The 16,379-nt window shown below is 70.0% G+C and carries 19 protein-coding genes; 12 read left to right on the top strand and 7 right to left on the bottom strand.

The features are described from left to right. Position 1 precedes the first annotated feature (1 nt). From purQ to HZS54_RS05080, 4 genes are all read right to left on the bottom strand, one after another. On the bottom strand, positions 2 to 679 hold the full coding sequence (gene purQ / locus HZS54_RS05095; RefSeq protein ID WP_179920864.1) for a phosphoribosylformylglycinamidine synthase I: 678 nt from the start codon (positions 677 to 679) through the stop codon (positions 2 to 4). Continuing rightward, on the bottom strand, positions 676 to 927 hold the full coding sequence (purS, locus tag HZS54_RS05090) for a phosphoribosylformylglycinamidine synthase subunit PurS (protein ID WP_179920863.1): 252 nt from the start codon (positions 925 to 927) through the stop codon (positions 676 to 678). The genes purQ and purS overlap by 4 nt, the downstream gene beginning before the upstream one ends. Positions 928 to 1,038: 111 nt before the next feature. Beyond that, the gene (locus HZS54_RS05085; RefSeq protein ID WP_179920862.1) at positions 1,039 to 1,701 is read right to left on the bottom strand and encodes a DUF7504 family protein; all 663 of its coding nucleotides are present in this window, start codon (positions 1,699 to 1,701) and stop codon (positions 1,039 to 1,041) included. Further along, positions 1,698 to 2,669 carry a GAF domain-containing protein gene (locus HZS54_RS05080; protein ID WP_179920861.1) on the bottom strand — a complete coding sequence of 324 codons (972 nt, stop codon included), beginning with the start codon at positions 2,667 to 2,669 and terminating at the stop codon, positions 1,698 to 1,700. Before HZS54_RS05080 ends, HZS54_RS05085 begins: the two co-directional genes overlap by 4 nt. A gap of 206 nt (positions 2,670 to 2,875) precedes the next feature. Here HZS54_RS05080 and HZS54_RS05075 point away from each other — a divergent pair, with 206 nt between their 5' ends. Next, complete coding sequence (locus HZS54_RS05075) at positions 2,876 to 3,859, top strand: formyltetrahydrofolate deformylase (protein WP_179920860.1); 984 nt, start codon at positions 2,876 to 2,878, stop codon at positions 3,857 to 3,859. A 201-nt stretch (positions 3,860 to 4,060) separates the two neighbouring features. On the opposite strand, the gene HZS54_RS05070 is transcribed toward HZS54_RS05075, so the two are convergent. Together HZS54_RS05070 and HZS54_RS05065 are read right to left on the bottom strand one after the other, a co-directional pair. Beyond that, positions 4,061 to 4,447: a CHY zinc finger protein gene (locus tag HZS54_RS05070; RefSeq protein ID WP_179920859.1), complete on the bottom strand. Its 387-nt coding sequence runs from the start codon at positions 4,445 to 4,447 to the stop codon at positions 4,061 to 4,063. A gap of 16 nt (positions 4,448 to 4,463) precedes the next feature. Beyond that, the gene (locus HZS54_RS05065) at positions 4,464 to 5,516 is read right to left on the bottom strand and encodes a phosphoribosylaminoimidazolesuccinocarboxamide synthase (protein WP_179920858.1); all 1,053 of its coding nucleotides are present in this window, start codon (positions 5,514 to 5,516) and stop codon (positions 4,464 to 4,466) included. Positions 5,517 to 5,636: 120 nt separating this feature from the next. Between HZS54_RS05065 and HZS54_RS05060 the strand changes: the two genes are divergently transcribed. From HZS54_RS05060 to HZS54_RS05020, 9 genes are all read left to right on the top strand, one after another. Further along, positions 5,637 to 5,885 carry an antitoxin VapB family protein gene (locus HZS54_RS05060; protein WP_179920857.1) on the top strand — a complete coding sequence of 83 codons (249 nt, stop codon included), beginning with the start codon at positions 5,637 to 5,639 and terminating at the stop codon, positions 5,883 to 5,885. After that, positions 5,882 to 6,277, top strand: coding sequence for a PIN domain-containing protein (locus HZS54_RS05055; RefSeq protein ID WP_179920856.1), 396 nt, complete (start codon positions 5,882 to 5,884; stop codon positions 6,275 to 6,277). Before HZS54_RS05060 ends, HZS54_RS05055 begins: the two co-directional genes overlap by 4 nt. A 106-nt stretch (positions 6,278 to 6,383) precedes the next feature. Further along, positions 6,384 to 7,415, top strand: coding sequence for a sodium:calcium antiporter (locus tag HZS54_RS05050; RefSeq protein WP_179920855.1), 1,032 nt, complete (start codon positions 6,384 to 6,386; stop codon positions 7,413 to 7,415). Positions 7,416 to 7,518: 103 nt separating this feature from the next. Next, a complete protein-coding gene (cofH, locus tag HZS54_RS05045) occupies positions 7,519 to 8,919 on the top strand; it encodes a 7,8-didemethyl-8-hydroxy-5-deazariboflavin synthase subunit CofH (RefSeq protein WP_179920854.1) in 1,401 nt (466 codons plus the stop codon). Between the two features lie 43 nt (positions 8,920 to 8,962). Next, positions 8,963 to 9,736, top strand: coding sequence for an MFS transporter (locus HZS54_RS05040; protein ID WP_179920853.1), 774 nt, complete (start codon positions 8,963 to 8,965; stop codon positions 9,734 to 9,736). An 87-nt stretch (positions 9,737 to 9,823) separates the two neighbouring features. Continuing rightward, positions 9,824 to 10,687 (top strand): hypothetical protein, encoded by an 864-nt coding sequence (locus HZS54_RS05035; protein ID WP_179920852.1) that lies wholly within the window; start codon positions 9,824 to 9,826, stop codon positions 10,685 to 10,687. Positions 10,688 to 10,888: 201 nt separating this feature from the next. Beyond that, complete coding sequence (locus HZS54_RS05030) at positions 10,889 to 11,545, top strand: helix-turn-helix domain-containing protein (protein ID WP_179920851.1); 657 nt, start codon at positions 10,889 to 10,891, stop codon at positions 11,543 to 11,545. Between the two features lie 94 nt (positions 11,546 to 11,639). Then, a complete protein-coding gene (locus HZS54_RS05025) occupies positions 11,640 to 13,160 on the top strand; it encodes a carboxypeptidase M32 (RefSeq protein WP_179920850.1) in 1,521 nt (506 codons plus the stop codon). A gap of 115 nt (positions 13,161 to 13,275) precedes the next feature. Further along, positions 13,276 to 14,250: a methyl-accepting chemotaxis protein gene (locus HZS54_RS05020; protein WP_179920849.1), complete on the top strand. Its 975-nt coding sequence runs from the start codon at positions 13,276 to 13,278 to the stop codon at positions 14,248 to 14,250. 46 nt (positions 14,251 to 14,296) lie between these two features. Here the strand turns inward: HZS54_RS05020 and HZS54_RS05015 are convergent, their stop codons facing one another. Continuing rightward, a complete protein-coding gene (locus HZS54_RS05015) occupies positions 14,297 to 14,902 on the bottom strand; it encodes a YIP1 family protein (protein WP_179920848.1) in 606 nt (201 codons plus the stop codon). Between the two features lie 85 nt (positions 14,903 to 14,987). On the opposite strand from HZS54_RS05015, the gene ubaA reads away from it, so the two are divergent. Together ubaA and HZS54_RS05005 are read left to right on the top strand one after the other, a co-directional pair. Continuing rightward, positions 14,988 to 15,803 carry an SAMP-activating enzyme E1 gene (gene ubaA / locus HZS54_RS05010; RefSeq protein WP_179920847.1) on the top strand — a complete coding sequence of 272 codons (816 nt, stop codon included), beginning with the start codon at positions 14,988 to 14,990 and terminating at the stop codon, positions 15,801 to 15,803. Positions 15,804 to 15,973: 170 nt separating this feature from the next. Then, positions 15,974 to 16,357 carry a DUF5658 family protein gene (locus HZS54_RS05005; RefSeq protein ID WP_179920846.1) on the top strand — a complete coding sequence of 128 codons (384 nt, stop codon included), beginning with the start codon at positions 15,974 to 15,976 and terminating at the stop codon, positions 16,355 to 16,357. The last annotated feature ends 22 nt before the right edge of the window (positions 16,358 to 16,379 follow it).

The following is a 16,379-nucleotide window of genomic DNA, read 5'->3' as shown; positions in this document are numbered from 1 at the left end:
GCTACTCGCCGAACGCGCGGAGGACGCCCTGGCCGTCGGTGCGCCCGATGTCGGGCAGGGAGACGCGCTCGGGGTGGGGCATCAGGACGGCGACGGAGTCCCGTTCGCCGAGGACGCCCGCGACGCTGTGTTTCGAGCCGTTGGGGTTCGCCTCGGGGGTGGCCTCGCCGTCCTCGTCGCAGTAGCGAAAGAGGACTCGGTCGTCGGTTTCGAGTTCGTCCAGCCGATCGTCGTCGATCTCGTAGCGGCCCTCGCCGTGGGCGATGGGGAACTCGACGACCTCGCCCTCCTCGAAGTGGCTGGTCCACGGCGTTTCGGCGTTCTCGACGCGGAGGTTGACGCGCTCGCACTGGAAGCGGGCGCTCTCGTTGGTGGTGAAGGCGCCGGGCGTCAGCGACGACTCGCAGCCGATCTGGGCGCCGTTGCAGATACCGAGGACGGGCGTGCCGGAATCGGCCGCCTCGCGGACCTCGCTCATGACGGGCGACCGGGCGGCCATCGCGCCGGCGCGGAGGTAGTCGCCGTAGGAGAAGCCGCCGGGGAGGACGACGCCCGTGGTGTCCTCGGGCAGGCCGCCCTCGTGCCAGACGAGTTCGGCGTCGATACCGAGATGGGCGAGCGCCTGGACGGTGTCGCGGTCGCAGTTGGACCCGCCGAACTGCACGACTGCGACGGTCATCGTTCCTCGACGGTGACCTCGTAGTCGTGGATGGTCGGGTTGGCGAGGAGGCGCTCGGCCATCTCGCCGGCGCGCTCGGCCGCGCCGTCGGCGCTCTCGGCGTCGAGGTCGACCTCGAACAGGTCGGCGGCCCGCAGGTCCTCGAGTTCGAACCCGAGCCGTTCGAGCGCGCGGCCGGTCGTCTCCGCCTCGGGGTCGAGCACGCCGTGTTTCAGGCGGACCTCGACCGTCGCGGTGTAGGCAGTCATCACCTGAGTGGCGGCGGCGCCGGGAGAAAACGGTTTTGACTCGCCCCGGTCGGCGCCGCGTCGGACCTGAAGTGGTACGAGCGGCCGCGGGCGGTCACCGGCGCCCGGGGTTCAGGCGGCGTCGAACTCGACGGGCTGCCAGCCGTCGGGCTGGTCGGGCAGGCCGCGGACGCGGACGGCGCGCTGGCCGTCGACCTCGCGGAGTTCGACCTGGCCGTCGAACGCCTGGGCGATCGACGAGAGGGTCTGGTCGTCGACGGCGTCGGGGTCGATGGCGCAGACGCCGAGGCCGTCGGCGGTGCGGATGCGGCCGGTCAGCGTGTGGACGAAGCGGAACACGGACTTGGCGGGCGCGTAGACGACGAACGGGGAGAGCGTGTACACGCCGGTTCGGACCCGCGCGGCGCCGTTCTCGTGGATCCGCTCGTACAGCGAGGAGAACTCGATGCCGGCGCCGGTCAGGTCCGCCGGGCTCCCGACCGCGTGGACGTTGCAGCTCTCGTCGTCGGCCCCGTTCTCCGTGCAGTCGACGACGCCGACCCGCGCGAAGTCCAGATCGCCCCCGAGCGCCTCGTAGGCCGACAGCGTCTCGCGGCCGTCGACGTCGGCGGCGATGAACAGCGTCCCCTCGCGGGAGTGCCGGCGCAGGAGCATCCGCATCGTCAGCTCGCGGATGCCGCCCAGCGCCGGCCCGGTGACGAGGATGTTGGTCCCCGTCTCGACGCCTCGCAGGGGCAGGCTCTCGAACGTGTACGTCGTCTCCTGCAGGCTCACGGGCCATCACCGCCGTCGTCTCCGGTCCCCGTCCCCGTCTCCGTGTGTTCGGCCGCGTCGCGCTCGTCGCCGTCCGTCTCGTGGCTGTCCCCGGACCCGTTGAGCTGGCGACGCAGTTCGAGCTGGTCCATCGCTTCGTCGGCGAATCGCCGCAGGTCGGCGAGTTCGTCGTCGGTGAACGAGCGCGGCTCGTCGTGAGTCAGACAGAAGGCGCCGATCGTCGCGCCGCGCGGCGTCTCCAGCGGGACGCCGGCGTAGGCGCGGATGTTCAGTTCGTCGAGGCGGTCGTTGTCGGCGAACCGGTCGTCGGTGTGGGTGTCCTCGACGACCATCAGGTCGTCCCGGAGGATCGTGTGGGTACACATCGAGTCCTCGCGGGAGAGCGTCTCCCAGGAGGCCCCGGCGCAGGCGAGAAAGCGCTCTTCGTGGGCGTCGATCACACCGACGAAGGCGACGTTCACGCCGAAGTGCGCCCGGGCGAGCGCCGTCAGCCGGTCGAACGCGTCGGCGGCCGCCATGCCCGGACGGTCGTACTGTTCGAGCGCGGCGAGCCGCTCGTCTTCCCGCGTCGGGAGCGGGTAGCCGACCTGCGTGCGCTGGCTGACGAGGTTGCCGACCATGCGAGCCAGCGCTTCCCGGGCATCGGGGGTGTCCCGCGGGAGGTACTCGACGACCACGTCCTCGCGGTCGGCGGTGTCGATCCGGTCGGGCGACGCGTCGGTAAAGAGGATACACGGCGTGTCGGGCGTCGTCTCCCGGACCAGCGCGGCGACGTCGAGGCCGGTCCCGTCCGGGAGGTCGTAGTCGGTGACGACGCAGTCGACGCCCCCGGCTTCGAGGGCGTCGCCTGCCGCAGCGACCGAGTCGGCCACCGTTACCTCGACTTCGCCGTCCGCGACGAGAGCCTCGCGCGTAGCCGCGCACTCGGTCTCGTCGGCGTCGACGCACAACACAATCAGTTCGGGCATGTCCGTCTCTGCCCATCGTTTCGACTCCAGCGTAATAACTCTCTGCGTACGCGATCCATCGCTGATACCGGCGGACCGCCCGGAGCGGCCGACCCGTGTGACGCGACGGCGAGCGACGAGAACGCTTTAGGCACAGACGCCCGTCAGCGTTACCCGATGACTGTCCGTTCGCACACTCGCTCGTCGGCGTCCCGTCGGTGGTCGCCGTGACCAGCGATCTGACCGAGATCGTCGTCGTCGGCGACGACGACACGGGGCTCATCGCGGAGATCACCTCGACGCTGTTCGAGCGCAACATCAACATCGAGGATCTGGACCAGGCGGTCCGCGAGGGCGTCTTCCGCATGACGATGCGGGTCGACACCTCCGAGATGATCGTCAAGGAGGAGACCCTGCGGGAGAAGCTCCACGACCTCGGCGACGACCTCGGCGTCGACGTGCAGGTTCGGTTCCCCGACGACCGCGAGACCCAGCAGATCGCCGTCCTCGTCACCAAGGAGTCCCACTGCCTGGAGGCGATCTTCGAGGCGTGGGCCAGCGGAAACCTGGGTGCCGACGTGGAGGTCGTCATCGGCAACCACTCCGACCTGCAGCCGCTCGCCGAGAAGTACGACGTGCCCTTCCACGACATCGGCGACGAGAAGGGCACGCCCGACGAGAGCGAACTGCTCGACCTCCTGGCGGAGTACGACACCGATCTGGTGGTGCTGGCGCGGTACATGCGCATCCTCAGCCCGGACGTGGTGTTCCGCTACGAGGACCGCATCATCAACGTCCATCCCTCGCTCTTGCCGTCGTTCCCCGGCGCGTCGGCGTACATGCAGGCCATCGAGGAAGGAGTCCGCATCGCGGGCGTCACCGCCCACTACGTGACGACGGACCTGGACCAGGGCCCGATCATCACCCAGCGGGCGTTCAACGTCCCCGACGACGCTACCGAGGAGGAGCTCCAGGAGATCGGTCAGCCCCTCGAAGCGGAGGCGCTGCTGGAGGCCATCGACCTGCATCTCACCGACGAGGTAACCGTCCACCGCGGGCGGACGAAACTGCGCGACCCCGAAGACACCGACGCGCAGCTGGGCGCCCCCCGCGATCTGGACCAGGCCAACCCAGACCGCCCGATCGACGGCCTCGGTGAGTACGTCGCCGATCAGGGCGAGGACGAACCGGAAGCCGAAGCCGACGACTGACCGCGAACGGCTCTCCGGTCGACGCTCGGCGATTCTCTGGCGAACAGGCGACACGGACGGACGCAGAGCGATGTGTCGCGCTCTCGCGGAACGCTCTGCGACGGAACTCAGGTCACGGGACCGGCTGGTCCCGTTCCCGTACTTGAAGCTACGGCTCGCACGTGTCGGTGGCCGACCGCGCGATCGGTCTCCGGAGCGGGGTCACTCCTCGACAGCGAAATATCGGTCCCGGTGGCGACGACAGCCGGGATTGAACGACGCGCCGCAGGCCGGGCAGGCGTCGTCGCAGTCGAGGTACTCGCGGACCGAGAGTCTCTCGCCGCAGACACCGCAGAGGACTCCCGGGTCGTCGAACGACTCGCGGGCGATGCGCTCGGGCTCGTGGTCGGCGAGCGTTTCGTGACACCGGAAACAGGGGTAGTAGCAGTCACAGCAGGAGAATCGGATCGCGACCACGTCGACCGCGTCGTCGTAGTGACCGCAGCGAGTCTCGGCGTCGACGGCGACCCCGCGCAGCGGAACCGGAAACCGCCCGTCCGTCTCCGGTGGGTGGGTCGTCCGCCGTTCCGCATCCGACTGCGCTGTCATGGGTTTCGGCGAGCGGTCAGAGGTCTCGAACCGTGTCGATGGCCGCGTCCAGCGAGGGCGCGTCGAAGACCTCTCGGCCGACGTAGGCGTTGGTGCCGGCGCAGTACAGATCGCGGGCGGCGGCGACCACGCGCTCGGCGAGCGGTTCGGGCTGGCGGTCGCACAACGACTTCCAGTCGGCGACGCCGCGCTCGTCGGCCTCGGCCTTGGCCGCCGAGACCGCCTCGACCCACTCGGGCTGGGTGCGCTTGTGGTACTGGCGGACGACCTCCTTCGAGACCTGCTGGCCCTCGTAGGAGAAGCGGTTCTCGTCGAACGTCCCGACCACGTCGGCGACGCGGATCTCCCCCTCGTAGTACAGACACTCGATCTTGCCGTCCTCGTGGGTCAGCCCGGCCTCGGCGGCGCGGTCAGTGACGACCCGGTTGACCTCGCGGGCGACCGATTCGAGGTCGTCGATGCTCGCCGTGCCGGCGATGCGGTCGGCCTCCTCGCCGGCGAGATAGCGGTCCTGCTCCTCGTACTTGGTGGAGAACTCGACGACGGGGTCGTCCAGGTCGACGGCCTCGTCCGGCCACTCGTCGAAGTCGAGGCCGTGGTCGGCGGGGTCGGTGCGCGAGCGGAGCGAGGAGCCGACGGGGACGCGGTTGCGGAAGACGATCTCCAGCGGGACGAGGTAGTTCTCGCCGGCGTCGGCGTGGTAGGCGTCGTAGTCGTAGCCGCTCGGGTCCTCGGCGTCCTCGCCCTCGAAGGGGAGGTCGGGGACCTGCGTGAGTTCGATGACCATCTCGCGGGGCGCCGCGCCGGAGTCGAGCGCCTCGTCGAGCGAGACGGCGCCGTCGGTCGCGTCGGTGGCGACGCCCTCGTAGTGGGTGGGTACCCCTTCGGATTCGAGCAGTTCGAAGTTGAACGCGCCCATCGTGCAGAGCGAACACCCCTTGTCGGGGATCTCGTCGGGCATCTTCCCCCAGTCGAACACCGAGTAGTCGTCGGTGAAGACGAACGCGCCGCGGCCCAGCTCGTCGGCCGTGGCGGGCTGCTCCACCCGGAACTCCTTCACAGAGGTCATTGGCGGACCCTCTCGCCCCCGCGGCAAAGTCGTTTCTCACTCGCGGTCGTGGGAGTCGCGAGGGAGAAGTGACGCCCGGCCGAACATCTAAATCCCGTCGACAGCAACGTTGACGTACTGATGGCGACCGCCGACGAGCAGATCCGAGTGACTGAGCGCGTGAAACGGGAACTCGATCGCATTCGTCGCGAGGGGGAGAGTTACAACGACGTGCTAGAGCGTGTCCTCGACGAGGACAGTACCGGTGACTTCTACGACGGGTTCGGACGATGGTCCGACGAGGAGGCCGAGCGCGTCCGCGAGGGTCGTCGGAAGGCGAAAGAAAAGCGGAAAGAGCGGATGCGAGAGCGAGCCGAGAACGGCGCATGAAGGTTCTCGACGCGACGTTTCTCATCGATTACCTCGACGGCGTCGAAGCGACGCGAGAGTTCTACGAGTCGAACGGGGCGGAAAACGAACGGTGGGTGATGCCCGTTCCGGCCTACGCCGAGGCACTCGTCGGCGAAGGGAACCTCCCGAACGGCGACGTTGCCGGCGCTCGCGGTGACCTCTCGTGGGGAGAGAAGTACGAGGTGGACGGGCGAACGGCAGTGACAGCGGGCGAAATCGCGGACGAAGTCGGATCGGGCGGTCCGTATCTGGACGGGCTCGACGGGCTGATCGCAGCGGTCGGGCGTGAATTGGACGCGCCGGTCGTTTCGGCCGACGGCGACCTCACTCACGAGGAGACGAAGAGGGTCGTCGACATCCGGGAGTACTGACTCGGTCGTCCGCCGCCGAGAGCGCCCGCAGTCGCGCGGCGACGACAGGGTCCCGCGCCGCGCCAGCCCAAAACGCCTACTTGCCTGCCCCGTCGAGATGCGCCCGATGGTCGAATCCGTCGGGCTGGCTGTCGTGGTCGTCATCGTCACGACCGGTGCCGTCTGGCTCGGGAGCTCCTGGCTCGAATCCGCCAGCGAGCGGCTCTCGGAGTACTACGGGCTACCCCAGGTCGTCCAGGGGTCGGTCGTGGCGGCGGTCGGGTCGAGCTTTCCCGAGCTGGCGACGGTCGTGGTCTCGGCCTTGGGCGGCGCGCTCGGGCTCGGGACCGGGGCGATCGTCGGCTCGGCGATCTTCAACATCCTCGTGATCCCCGCAGTCGCGGGCATCTCCACGGAGGAAGACATTGAGGCCAACCGGACGCTCGTCTACAAGGAGGCGCAGTTCTACATGCTCGCGGTGTCGGCGCTGGTGATCACCTTCGCGATGGCGGTCATCTACTACCCGGTCGACGGGACGGGGGCCATCTCCGGCGAGATGAACCGGCCGCTGGCGGCCATCCCGGTGGCGCTGTACGGCCTCTACATCTTCATCCAGGCGCAGGACACCGCCGACCACACCGCCGACCCCGACTCCGGCGACGGGATCGACGCCCGCCGGCAGTGGGGATACCTGCTCGCGGGCCTGGCGGTCATCCTCGTGGCGGTTCACGAACTCGTCGGGGCCGTCGAAACGATCGGTGCCGCGCTGGGCGTCGGCGAGTTCATCATGGGCGTGACCGTCGCCGCCGCGGCGACGAGCCTGCCCGACGCGCTGGTGAGCGTCCGCGCCGCGCGCGACGACCGCGGGGTGGCGTCGCTGGCGAACGTCCTCGGGTCGAACACCTTCGACCTGCTCGTCGCCATCCCGGTCGGGGTGCTCATCGTCGGCACGTGGTCGTTCAACTTCGAACTCGCCGTGCCGATGTTCGCCGTGTTGACGCTGGCGACGGTGCTCCTCTTTACCTTCCTCCGGACGGACCTCGCGCTCTCGACGCCCGAGTCGGCCGCCCTGCTGGCCGCCTACGCCCTGTTCGTCGCCTGGGTCGTCCTGGAGACGGCCACCGACGCGGTCGCGTTCCTGCCGACCACCGGCGGCTGACGGCGGGTCTACGCTCGGCCGCGGCCCACCACCTCGTCACGGACGGCGGGGCCATCGGCCGGTTCCCGGCCGCTTATACGGGTGGGCGCTGTGATGTGGGTCAATGACAGACGCCGGCGAGTCGCGACCCAACGTGCCTCGGGGACGGTTCGGGTTCGACCACGTCCCCGAGACCGACGGGTCCTTCGAGAACGCGCTGGCGAAGGCACGGGCGGGCGAGCGGCTGACGGTCGACGACGGCGTCGAACTGCTGACGACCGGGACGGGGAGTCCCGGAATCGACCGCGAACGCAAGGAGTGCGTCCTCGAAGCCGCGGACCGACGCCGCGCCGAGGTCGTCGGCGAGGAGGTGACCTTCGTCGCCAACCTCAACAACAACGTCACGACCGCCTGTAACACCGGCTGCCTGTTCTGTAACTTCAAGGACCGCTCCGAACAGTTCCGCTCGGCCAACGACGAGGACCACGGCGGGTTCACCAAGCGGCCCGCCGAGTCCCGGGAGATCGTCCGCGAGGCCGTCGAGCGAGGCATCTACGAGGTCACGTCGGTGTCGGGGCTACACCCCGCCTTCGCGCTCGACGACGAGCACCGCGCACTCCTCGAATCGAGCGACCGCGACGACCTGAACTACCGGCCCCCGGCGGAGTACGACGTGGACCCGGGCACCTACTGCGAGCAGATCGAGGCCATGAGCGTCGACGGCGTCCACGTCCACTCGATGACGCCCGAGGAGGCCTACCACGGCCGCCGCGGGACGGAGTGGTCCTACGAGGAGGTGTACGGCCGGCTGCAGGCGGCGGGGCTCGATTCGGTCCCCGGCACCGCGGCGGAGATCCTCGTCGACGAGGTCCGCGACGTGATCTGTCCCGGGAAGATCGGGACCGACGAGTGGCTCGAAGCGATGGAGGCGGCCGCGAACGTCGGCCTCGACGTGACCGCGACGATCATGTACGGCCACGTCGAAAACGAGATGCACCGCGTGTTGCACCTGAAACGGATCCGCGAGCTACAGGAGCGGACGGGCGCGATCACGGAGTTCGTCCCCCTATCCTTCGTCCACCAGGAGACCCCCCTCTACGAGGAGGGGATGGTCGAGGCGGGGGCGACCACCGACGAGGACGAGCTGCTGATCGCGGTCTCGCGACTCTTTCTCGACAATATCGAGCACATCCAGTCGTCGTGGGTGAAGTACGGCGACGAGCAGGGGCTGAAGATGCTCTCCTGCGGCGCCGACGACTTCATGGGTACCATCCTGAGCGAGGAGATAACCAGGCGGGCCGGCGGCGAGTTCGGCCAGGTTCGCTCGTTCGACGAGTACGTCGAGATGATCGACGCCATCGGGCGCGTCCCGGTCGAGCGGTCGACGGACTACCGACAGCGCCGCCGCATCGACCCCGACGACGGCCCGCACGGTCCCGAACTCGGCCCGGAGGCCGACGGGACGCCGCTGGTCGACCCGGAGTGGCTGGACGACGCCGCCGGCGCGACTAGCGCCGACGACTAACGGTCCGACGGGTCTATCCGTTCGCTCGCCGAACACGTCCGCGATGGCAGCGACCCTCCGCGAGGCGCTCCGCGACCGACTGGGGTTCTGGCCCGCGCTCCAGTGGCTCGTCGCCGGCGCCGTCCTCTACTACCTCCTCGACCCCTCCCCCGCGCAGTTCGTCACGACCACCGTCTCGATGGCGGTCTTCGGCCTCTCGGAACTCGTCACCGACGTGTACGACGTGCGCCAGTCGGTCAGGAACGCGGGCTTCGGACTGTACGCGCTGGTCGGCGGGAGCGCGATGCTCGTGTTGGGCAGCGAGTCGACGTGGCTCCCGGTCGGTTTCGTCCTCGTCGGCGCCTGGTTCGTGGTCGACGCCGTCCAGACCGTCCGCCACGAGGGCGCGACCGAGGACGAGCCGACCGGCCGCGAGGTGTACCACGACTACGTCGGCCGGCGGGTCCACGAGGCCCTCGAAGACGGCCCCCGCACGCGACGGGAACTGTCGGAGGCGCTCGACGCCGACGACGAGGCGATCGACGCGGCGCTCGCGAAGCTCCGGTCGCGCGGCGCCGTCGTCCGCGAGGGCAGCGCGTTCCGCATCGACGACGCCGACGACGGAGGGGTGACGGCCCGTATCGCCGGCCTCGCCCGGCGGATCGCCCGCCCGCTCACGCTCGAACTGGGCGGTGACGACGCCGCTGACGCCGACGGTGCGGACGGCGCCGACCCGAAACCAGGGCGGGCCGAGCGGGCTGGGACCGCCGACGGGCGCGACGACCGGAGCGACGCCGGCGAGCGCGAACGGGAACGCGAGCGCGAGTCCGCGGACTGACCGGCCGTCGCGGCCGCGGTCGATCGTCCGGTCGGAATTTCGTCCGGGCCGACAGGAACTAGTGGCCGGTGGACGAAGGTGTCGGCGATGCCGCCGACGATTCGAGCGGCCCTCCGCGAAGAGTTCGACTACTGGTGGGTGTTCGCAGTGGTCTCGGCGGTGACACTGCTCGCGGGCACGCTGGACGCGACCGCCGCGGAGCTGGCGGTCGTCCTCGGTGCCTTCCACGCCGAGAAGGGGTTCGACGCCGTCGAGGCGGCCGGCGAGACCAGCCGGCGGGTCGCCAAAGCCTCGACGGCGCTCGTCGCCGCGGTCGGGACGGGGGCCCTGCTGGTCCTGGGGAGCGGCCCGTCGCTGGTGGCGATGCTCCTGCTGGCCTGCCTGGCGTGCGCCGCTCAGGCGGCGAAAGCGTCGCTGGTCGGAGCCGAACCGGACGGGGACCGACCGGCGGACGGTGCGAGGGCCGCGGATCCGGCCGACCGCGCCGTCCTGGCGGCGCTCGACGAGCGGCCGCGAACGCGACGCGAACTCCGGGAGGCGGTCGACGAGGACCCGGTCGACGCCGGGTCCGACGCGATCGACGCCGCGCTCGACCGCCTGCGAGACCGGGGAGCGGTCGAGCGCGCGGGGAGCGAGTACCGGGTCGCTCCCGAGCCCGACCCCGGATTCGTCGAGCGCCTCCGGTCGCTCGTTTCCGGTCGCGGACGGGCGACCGACCGGGGGCGCGCGTCGTCCGGGAGGGCCGGAGGGCGGGCGGGATCCTACGAGGCCGGCCTCTCGTCCGTCACGTCGGGCTCCGAGCGGGCCGCCGGGGACACCGGGACGGCCGACGGACGCGAAACCGCCGGTGGGACCGGCGACCGCGAGAACGGCGGACGCGACGGCGCCGCGGCTGACGAGCGAGGTCGAGACCGCGAGCGCGGACGCGAGTACGAGGCGGCGGACCGGTGAGCGCGGGTGGCGTCAGCGAGGGAACGACGGGCCCGGGAGAGGGAAAGAGATTCAGGGCGACGTGGGACGAGCGCCCGGGGCCGCCGTGACCGTGCCCGTCCAGCGTCAGTCGATACGGACGCTCGGTGCCTAATCCTGTTGCCGGTCATACGAGGCCGGTTTATACGGAGACCTTTTCACCGGGGCGTCCGAGGCCCCGGTATGCGCTACGTGACGGTCCGGGCGAGTCCCGCGGACGGCGCCGAGTTCCATCCGCTGCGGGCGACGCTGGCGGACGAACCGGCGGTGGCGGCCGGGCCGGTCCACCAGCTCGAACAGATCGACGGCGAGACGGGCGTCTCGCTGGCGGAGATCCAGCGCGGACTCGACCGCTACAGCGAGATCCTGGCGGCGTCCCCGTACGTCATCGACTACACGACGACCGGGAGCGACCGCGGGTTCGTCTACACGCACTTCGAGCTCGACGACCTGACCCGGCGGCTGCTGGCCTACCGCCGCAGCTCGGAGCTGGTCGTCGAGATGCCGATCGAGTCGGGCGACGACGGCGCGGCGGTCGTCACGCTGGTCGGCGAGGCGGGCGCGTTCGCCGACGCCTTCGAGACGGTCCCCGAGGAGATCGACCTGGCCGTCGTCGAGACCGGCGAGTACGACCCCGGCGTCCGCCAGCTGTTCGGCCGACTGACCGCCCGCCAGCGGGAGGTCCTCTCGACGGCGGTGCGGGCCGGCTACTACGAGAACCCCCGCGAGGCGACCCACGACGACCTGGCCGAGGAGCTGGACGTGTCGCCCGCCACCGTCGGCGAACACCTCCGGAAGATCGAGTCGCGGGTCTTCTCCGGATTCGTCGCCGGCGAGTAGCGCGAGCCGTCCGTGTGAGGCGAGCGAAGCGTCCGGGTCGTCGGCCCGCCGATCACCCGTGTTTTGATACGGACAGGGCCGTTATCGTGGGGTGATGACGACGGAATCCCCCGAGTCGGAGCCCGAGTCCGCACCGGAGCCCTACCCCGCCTTCGAGGAGCACGTGAAGCAACTGACCTACCTCAACGACGCCGGTGGAGTGCTGGGCTGGGACCAGCAGGTGACGATGCCCGAGGGCGGCACGCCCGCCCGCTCGAAGCAGTCCTCGGCGCTGTCGGCGGTCACCCACGAGAAACTGACCGACGAGCGGGTCGGCCGGTGGCTCGACGACCTCGACGGGACGGACCTCTCGGGCGACCGGCGGGCCGTCGTCCGCGAGGTCCGCCGCGAGCACGAGCGAGCCGTCGAGGTGCCCGAGGAGCTGGTCTCGGAGATCTCCGAGACGGCGTCGAACGCCCTGCCGGTCTGGGAGGAGGCCAAGGCCGAGGACGACTTCGACGCCTTCGCCCCGACCCTGGAGACGATGATCGAGCTCAAACGGGACTACGCCGAGGCGATCGACCCCGACCGCGACCCGTACGAAGTCCTCTTCGAGGAGTACGAACCCTACCTCGGTCTCGACACCGCCGAGCGGGTGCTGGAGCGCCTGCGTGACGAGCTCGTCCCGCTCATCGACGAGATCGAGGACAGCGACGCGGAGCTGGCGGACCCGTTCGCCGACGGCGAGTACGACGAGGACGCCCAGGAGGAGACCGTGCGGGCGGCGCTGGACGAACTGGGCTACGACTGGGAGCGCGGCCGGCTGGACACCGCGGCCCACCCGTTCTCGACGGGGACGCAGTTCGACGCCCGCGTGACGACGCGGTTCGACCCCCAGGACCCGATGGGCGCGATCGGTTCGACGATCCACGAGTTCGGCCACGCCACCTACACCCAGGGCCTGCCCCGGGACCACTACGGGACGCCGCTGGGCCAGTCCCGTGACCTGACGGTCCACGAGTCCCAGTCGCGGCTGTGGGAGAACCACGTCGGCCGCTCGCGGCCGTTCTGGGATCGGTTCGCCGCCACCGTCAACGACCACCTCGGAACGGACGCCTCGTCCCGCGAGTTCTACGAGGCCGCCAACCGGATCTACCCCGATAATCTGATCCGCGTGGAGGCGGACGAACTCACCTACCACATGCACATCATCCTCCGGTTCGAGATCGAGCGCGACCTGATCGCGGGCGACCTCGACGTCGAGGAGGTGCCGGGCGTGTGGAACGACAAGATGGAGGAGTACCTCGGCGTGCGGCCCGACACCGACAGCGAGGGCTGTCTGCAGGACATCCACTGGACCCACGGCTCGCTGGGCTACTTCCCGACGTACTCGCTGGGGAGCGTCCTCGCGGCCCAGCTGTACGCCAGCGCCGAGGACGACATCGACGACCTCGACGGGAAGATCAGGACCGGAGAGTTCGACCCGCTGCACGACTGGCTGACCGAGAACGTCCACCGCCACGGCTGTCGCTACGAGACGGACGACCTCGTCGCCGAGGCGACCGGCGAGGGGTTCACCGCCGACTACTTCCTCGACTACGCGAACGAGAAGTTCGGCGACCTGTACGACCTGTAGCGCGGACACCGATCCGGTCCCAGCGGCCTCGGTGTTCGACGGCCGTCACCCGAAATATCACACGGGATAACCGCGGCCGAACGTTTTTGCCCGACTGTTCCTCCGCTCCGATACCATGGCAGGAACCGGTAACGAGGCCGCGGATCTGGCGGCCGAGAGCGGGATCGACGAGGACATCGACAAGGACATCGACGAGGAGATCGCCGAGGGGATCGACCGCGACCAGGGGTACGACTCGGCGGCGGCCAGCGAGATCCAGACCTCCCTGGCCGAGTTGCAGGACTCCTCTATCGAGATCGCCGAGGAGATCGACGGGATCCGCGAGCGCGCCGCCGAACAGTACGAGGGCATGTCCCAGGTCGCCGACGAGGTGTCGAACCTCAGCGCGGCGGTCGAGGAGATCGCCTCCTCCTCGGAGGAGGTGTCCTCCGCGAGCACGAACGCGCGGGACCTCGCTCGGGAGGGGCAGGACTCGGCCGAGGACATCTCGACGGCGATGGAGCACATCCAGACCGCGTCGGAGAGCGTCGCCGACGACGTGCTGACGATCCAGGACAGCGTCACGGAGATCGACGAGATCGTCGAGGTGATCAACGACATCGCCGACCAGACGAACATGCTCGCGCTCAACGCCTCGATCGAGGCCGCCCGCGCCGGCGAGGCCGGGGAGGGCTTCGCCGTCGTCGCCGACGAGGTGAAGGGCCTCGCCGAGGAGTCCCAGACCCAGGCCGGCACTATCGAGGAGATGGTCGCGGGCATCCAGGCGGACACCGAGAACGCCGTCGAGACGATCGAGGAGTCGAACGAGCGGATCGAACACGGGATCGACATGGTCGAGGACGCCATGGAGGTGCTGGAGGACATCCATCGGGCCGTCGAGGAGGTCAACGACGGCATCCAGGAGGTCGCGGCCGCCACCGACGAGCAGGCCGCTTCGACGGAGGAGGTGGCGTCGATGGTCGACCAGGCGACCGGCGCCGCCGAGGAGATCGCCGAGTCGACCGCCGATATCGCCGCCGAGGCCGACGACCAGACCGACCAGGTCGCCGACATCAACCGCGAGATGGACCGGGTCGTCGACGGGGACTGACCGGGGCGAAGTCGCCCCGACGGGGGCGCGGCGGACGGCGCGGCGCTCAGACCAGATTCACCAGGAATCCGAGGACGCCGACGCCGAACGTCAGCGCGAGCATCTTCTCGACCGGGAGGTCGTGGGCGACGGCGAGGCCGTAGCCCTGGATAGCGGCCTTCCAGAGCGTGCCGACGAGGCTGGAGACCAGCAGCACGGGCGAACTGAACGAGGCCGCCCGCTCGAAGAACTCGACGAACGCCGCGGGGTCGCTCGGCGCCTGGCCGAGCAGACTGAGCAGTCCGACGGTGGTGACCGGCAGCATGACGACCCCGGCGATCTCGGCCTCGCCGGTGACCGCGAGGGTCGTCCCGAACGTCCGCTGGCCGCCGGCGAACCAGACGAACAGGTGCAGCAGGGCGGCGAGCAGCAGCCACCCGACGAAGATGGCGACGGGGATTCCGAGGATCACGCCAGTCACGGCACCCTGGACTCGTGCCTTCTCCTCGGGCGGGGCGTCGACGTGGGCGACCACCCGCTGGAGGAACAGCCACATCGCGACGGCGGTCCCGAGCGCCTGGACGGCGACGACGGCGGCGGCGACGGCTATCGACGGGCGTTCGTAGCGGTCGAAGTACGCGGACGGGCGGAAGAGCGGCGTGGAGGGCGCCATGCCCGGTCGTGTCGCGCGGGGCTGGTAAGCTTTCCGTCGGGCCGGGAGCGGACCGCTTAACCCGCTCGGCCCGGTACTCGCGGCTATGGCAGGGCCGGATCTCGACCCCGAGCAACTCGACCGGTACTCCCGGCACATCATCATGGACGAGGTGGGCCCCGAGGGCCAGGCGAGCCTGCTCGACGCCGCCGTCCTCGTCGTCGGCGCCGGCGGACTGGGCTCGCCCGTCCTCCAGTACCTCGCCGCCGCCGGCGTCGGGACTATCGGGATCGCCGACCACGACACCGTCGAGCGGTCCAATCTCCAGCGGCAGGTCGTCCACGGCGACTCGGACGTGGGCCGCCCCAAAGTCGACAGCGCCGCGGAGTTCGTCCGCGAGCTGAACCCCGACGTGACCGTCGAACCCCACGACGTCGCCGTCTCGCCGGAGACGGTCGCGGACCTCGTGGCGGGCTACGACTTCGTCGTCGACGCCTCGGACAACTTCCCCACGCGATTCCTGATCAACGACTACTGCACGCTCGCCGGCGTCCCCTTCGTCCACGGGGCCATCTACCGCTTCGAGGGGCAGGTGACCGCCTTCACCGGCGATGGGCCGTGTTACCGCTGTCTGTTCCCCGAGGCGCCGCCGGAGGGCGCCGTCCCCGACTGCGCGACGACGGGCGTGCTCGGCGTCCTCCCGGGGACCGTCGGCGCCATCCAGGCCACCGAGACGGTCAAACAGTTCGTCGGTGTGGGCGAGTCGCTGGACGGCCGGATGGTCGTCTACGACGCCGCCGACATGACCTTCGAGGAGGTCGCCGTCCGCCCGAACCCCGAATGTCCGGTCTGCGGCGACGACCCCATCGACTCCGTCGACGAGGTGGAGTATTCGGAGAGCTGCGCCGTCCCGGCCGACTGACGCGGCCCGCCGGCGGACCGCTCGACACGGCCCCGCCGTCGGACCCCCCGACGCGACCCGGCCGGCGCTCACGTCATCGATCCTGAATATCAGCGGTGATACTCCGTCGCGAGGATTTATCGGCGGGTAGTCGCGACGTGGGAGTGGAGCGGCCCGCCGCTCCGGATTCGATGTCAGAGGCAGAGACGATCGGCGAGGCGCTGGACCTCTCGGAGATACGTCTGGAGATGCCCGGCTACGTCGAACTGGTGTTGTCGCTGGTGCTTATCTGGGGCTTCGGCGACGCCGTGTCGACGCTGGTCGCGGCGACGTTCGCCGGTCCGTCGCTGGAGGCCAACCCGTGGATCCGACTGTTGCTGGTGCATCACCCGCTGTTGATGGTCGCGCTCAAGGCCGCCGTCGCGCTGTACGCCGGCGTCGTCCTGCTGGAGTGCCGGTCGGTCGTCGAACGCGTTCCCGGCTGGCGCGCCTGGTTCCTCGGCGTCATCGGCCTCGGGACCGCCGTCGTGGTGACCAACGTCTACGTCGGCCTGGTCGCCGTCGCTGCGGTGTGAGCCGTTCGAGTCTCTCGTCCGG

This window comes from Halosimplex pelagicum, assembly GCF_013415905.1.
Classification (GTDB): domain Archaea; phylum Halobacteriota; class Halobacteria; order Halobacteriales; family Haloarculaceae; genus Halosimplex; species Halosimplex pelagicum.
Note: the sequence above shows the minus strand (reverse complement) of the source record. Positions and strands in the feature narration are given on the sequence as shown.

What these genes read in the sequence shown, in the direction of transcription:
- purQ (WP_179920864.1), bottom strand. Translation starts at nt 679, where the DNA reads ATGACCGTCGCAGTCGTGCAGTTCGGCGGGTCCAACTGCGACCGCGAC.
- purS (WP_179920863.1), bottom strand. Translation starts at nt 927, where the DNA reads ATGACTGCCTACACCGCGACGGTCGAGGTCCGCCTGAAACACGGCGTG.
- HZS54_RS05080 (WP_179920861.1), bottom strand. Translation starts at nt 2,669, where the DNA reads ATGCCCGAACTGATTGTGTTGTGCGTCGACGCCGACGAGACCGAGTGC.
- HZS54_RS05070 (WP_179920859.1), bottom strand. Translation starts at nt 4,447, where the DNA reads ATGACAGCGCAGTCGGATGCGGAACGGCGGACGACCCACCCACCGGAG.
- HZS54_RS05065 (WP_179920858.1), bottom strand. Translation starts at nt 5,516, where the DNA reads ATGACCTCTGTGAAGGAGTTCCGGGTGGAGCAGCCCGCCACGGCCGAC.
- HZS54_RS05060 (WP_179920857.1), top strand. Translation starts at nt 5,637, where the DNA reads ATGGCGACCGCCGACGAGCAGATCCGAGTGACTGAGCGCGTGAAACGG.
- HZS54_RS05055 (WP_179920856.1), top strand. Translation starts at nt 5,882, where the DNA reads ATGAAGGTTCTCGACGCGACGTTTCTCATCGATTACCTCGACGGCGTC.
- HZS54_RS05050 (WP_179920855.1), top strand. Translation starts at nt 6,384, where the DNA reads ATGGTCGAATCCGTCGGGCTGGCTGTCGTGGTCGTCATCGTCACGACC.
- cofH (WP_179920854.1), top strand. Translation starts at nt 7,519, where the DNA reads ATGACAGACGCCGGCGAGTCGCGACCCAACGTGCCTCGGGGACGGTTC.
- HZS54_RS05040 (WP_179920853.1), top strand. Translation starts at nt 8,963, where the DNA reads ATGGCAGCGACCCTCCGCGAGGCGCTCCGCGACCGACTGGGGTTCTGG.
- HZS54_RS05035 (WP_179920852.1), top strand. Translation starts at nt 9,824, where the DNA reads ATGCCGCCGACGATTCGAGCGGCCCTCCGCGAAGAGTTCGACTACTGG.
- HZS54_RS05030 (WP_179920851.1), top strand. Translation starts at nt 10,889, where the DNA reads ATGCGCTACGTGACGGTCCGGGCGAGTCCCGCGGACGGCGCCGAGTTC.
- HZS54_RS05025 (WP_179920850.1), top strand. Translation starts at nt 11,640, where the DNA reads ATGACGACGGAATCCCCCGAGTCGGAGCCCGAGTCCGCACCGGAGCCC.
- HZS54_RS05020 (WP_179920849.1), top strand. Translation starts at nt 13,276, where the DNA reads ATGGCAGGAACCGGTAACGAGGCCGCGGATCTGGCGGCCGAGAGCGGG.
- HZS54_RS05015 (WP_179920848.1), bottom strand. Translation starts at nt 14,902, where the DNA reads ATGGCGCCCTCCACGCCGCTCTTCCGCCCGTCCGCGTACTTCGACCGC.
- ubaA (WP_179920847.1), top strand. Translation starts at nt 14,988, where the DNA reads ATGGCAGGGCCGGATCTCGACCCCGAGCAACTCGACCGGTACTCCCGG.
- HZS54_RS05005 (WP_179920846.1), top strand. Translation starts at nt 15,974, where the DNA reads ATGTCAGAGGCAGAGACGATCGGCGAGGCGCTGGACCTCTCGGAGATA.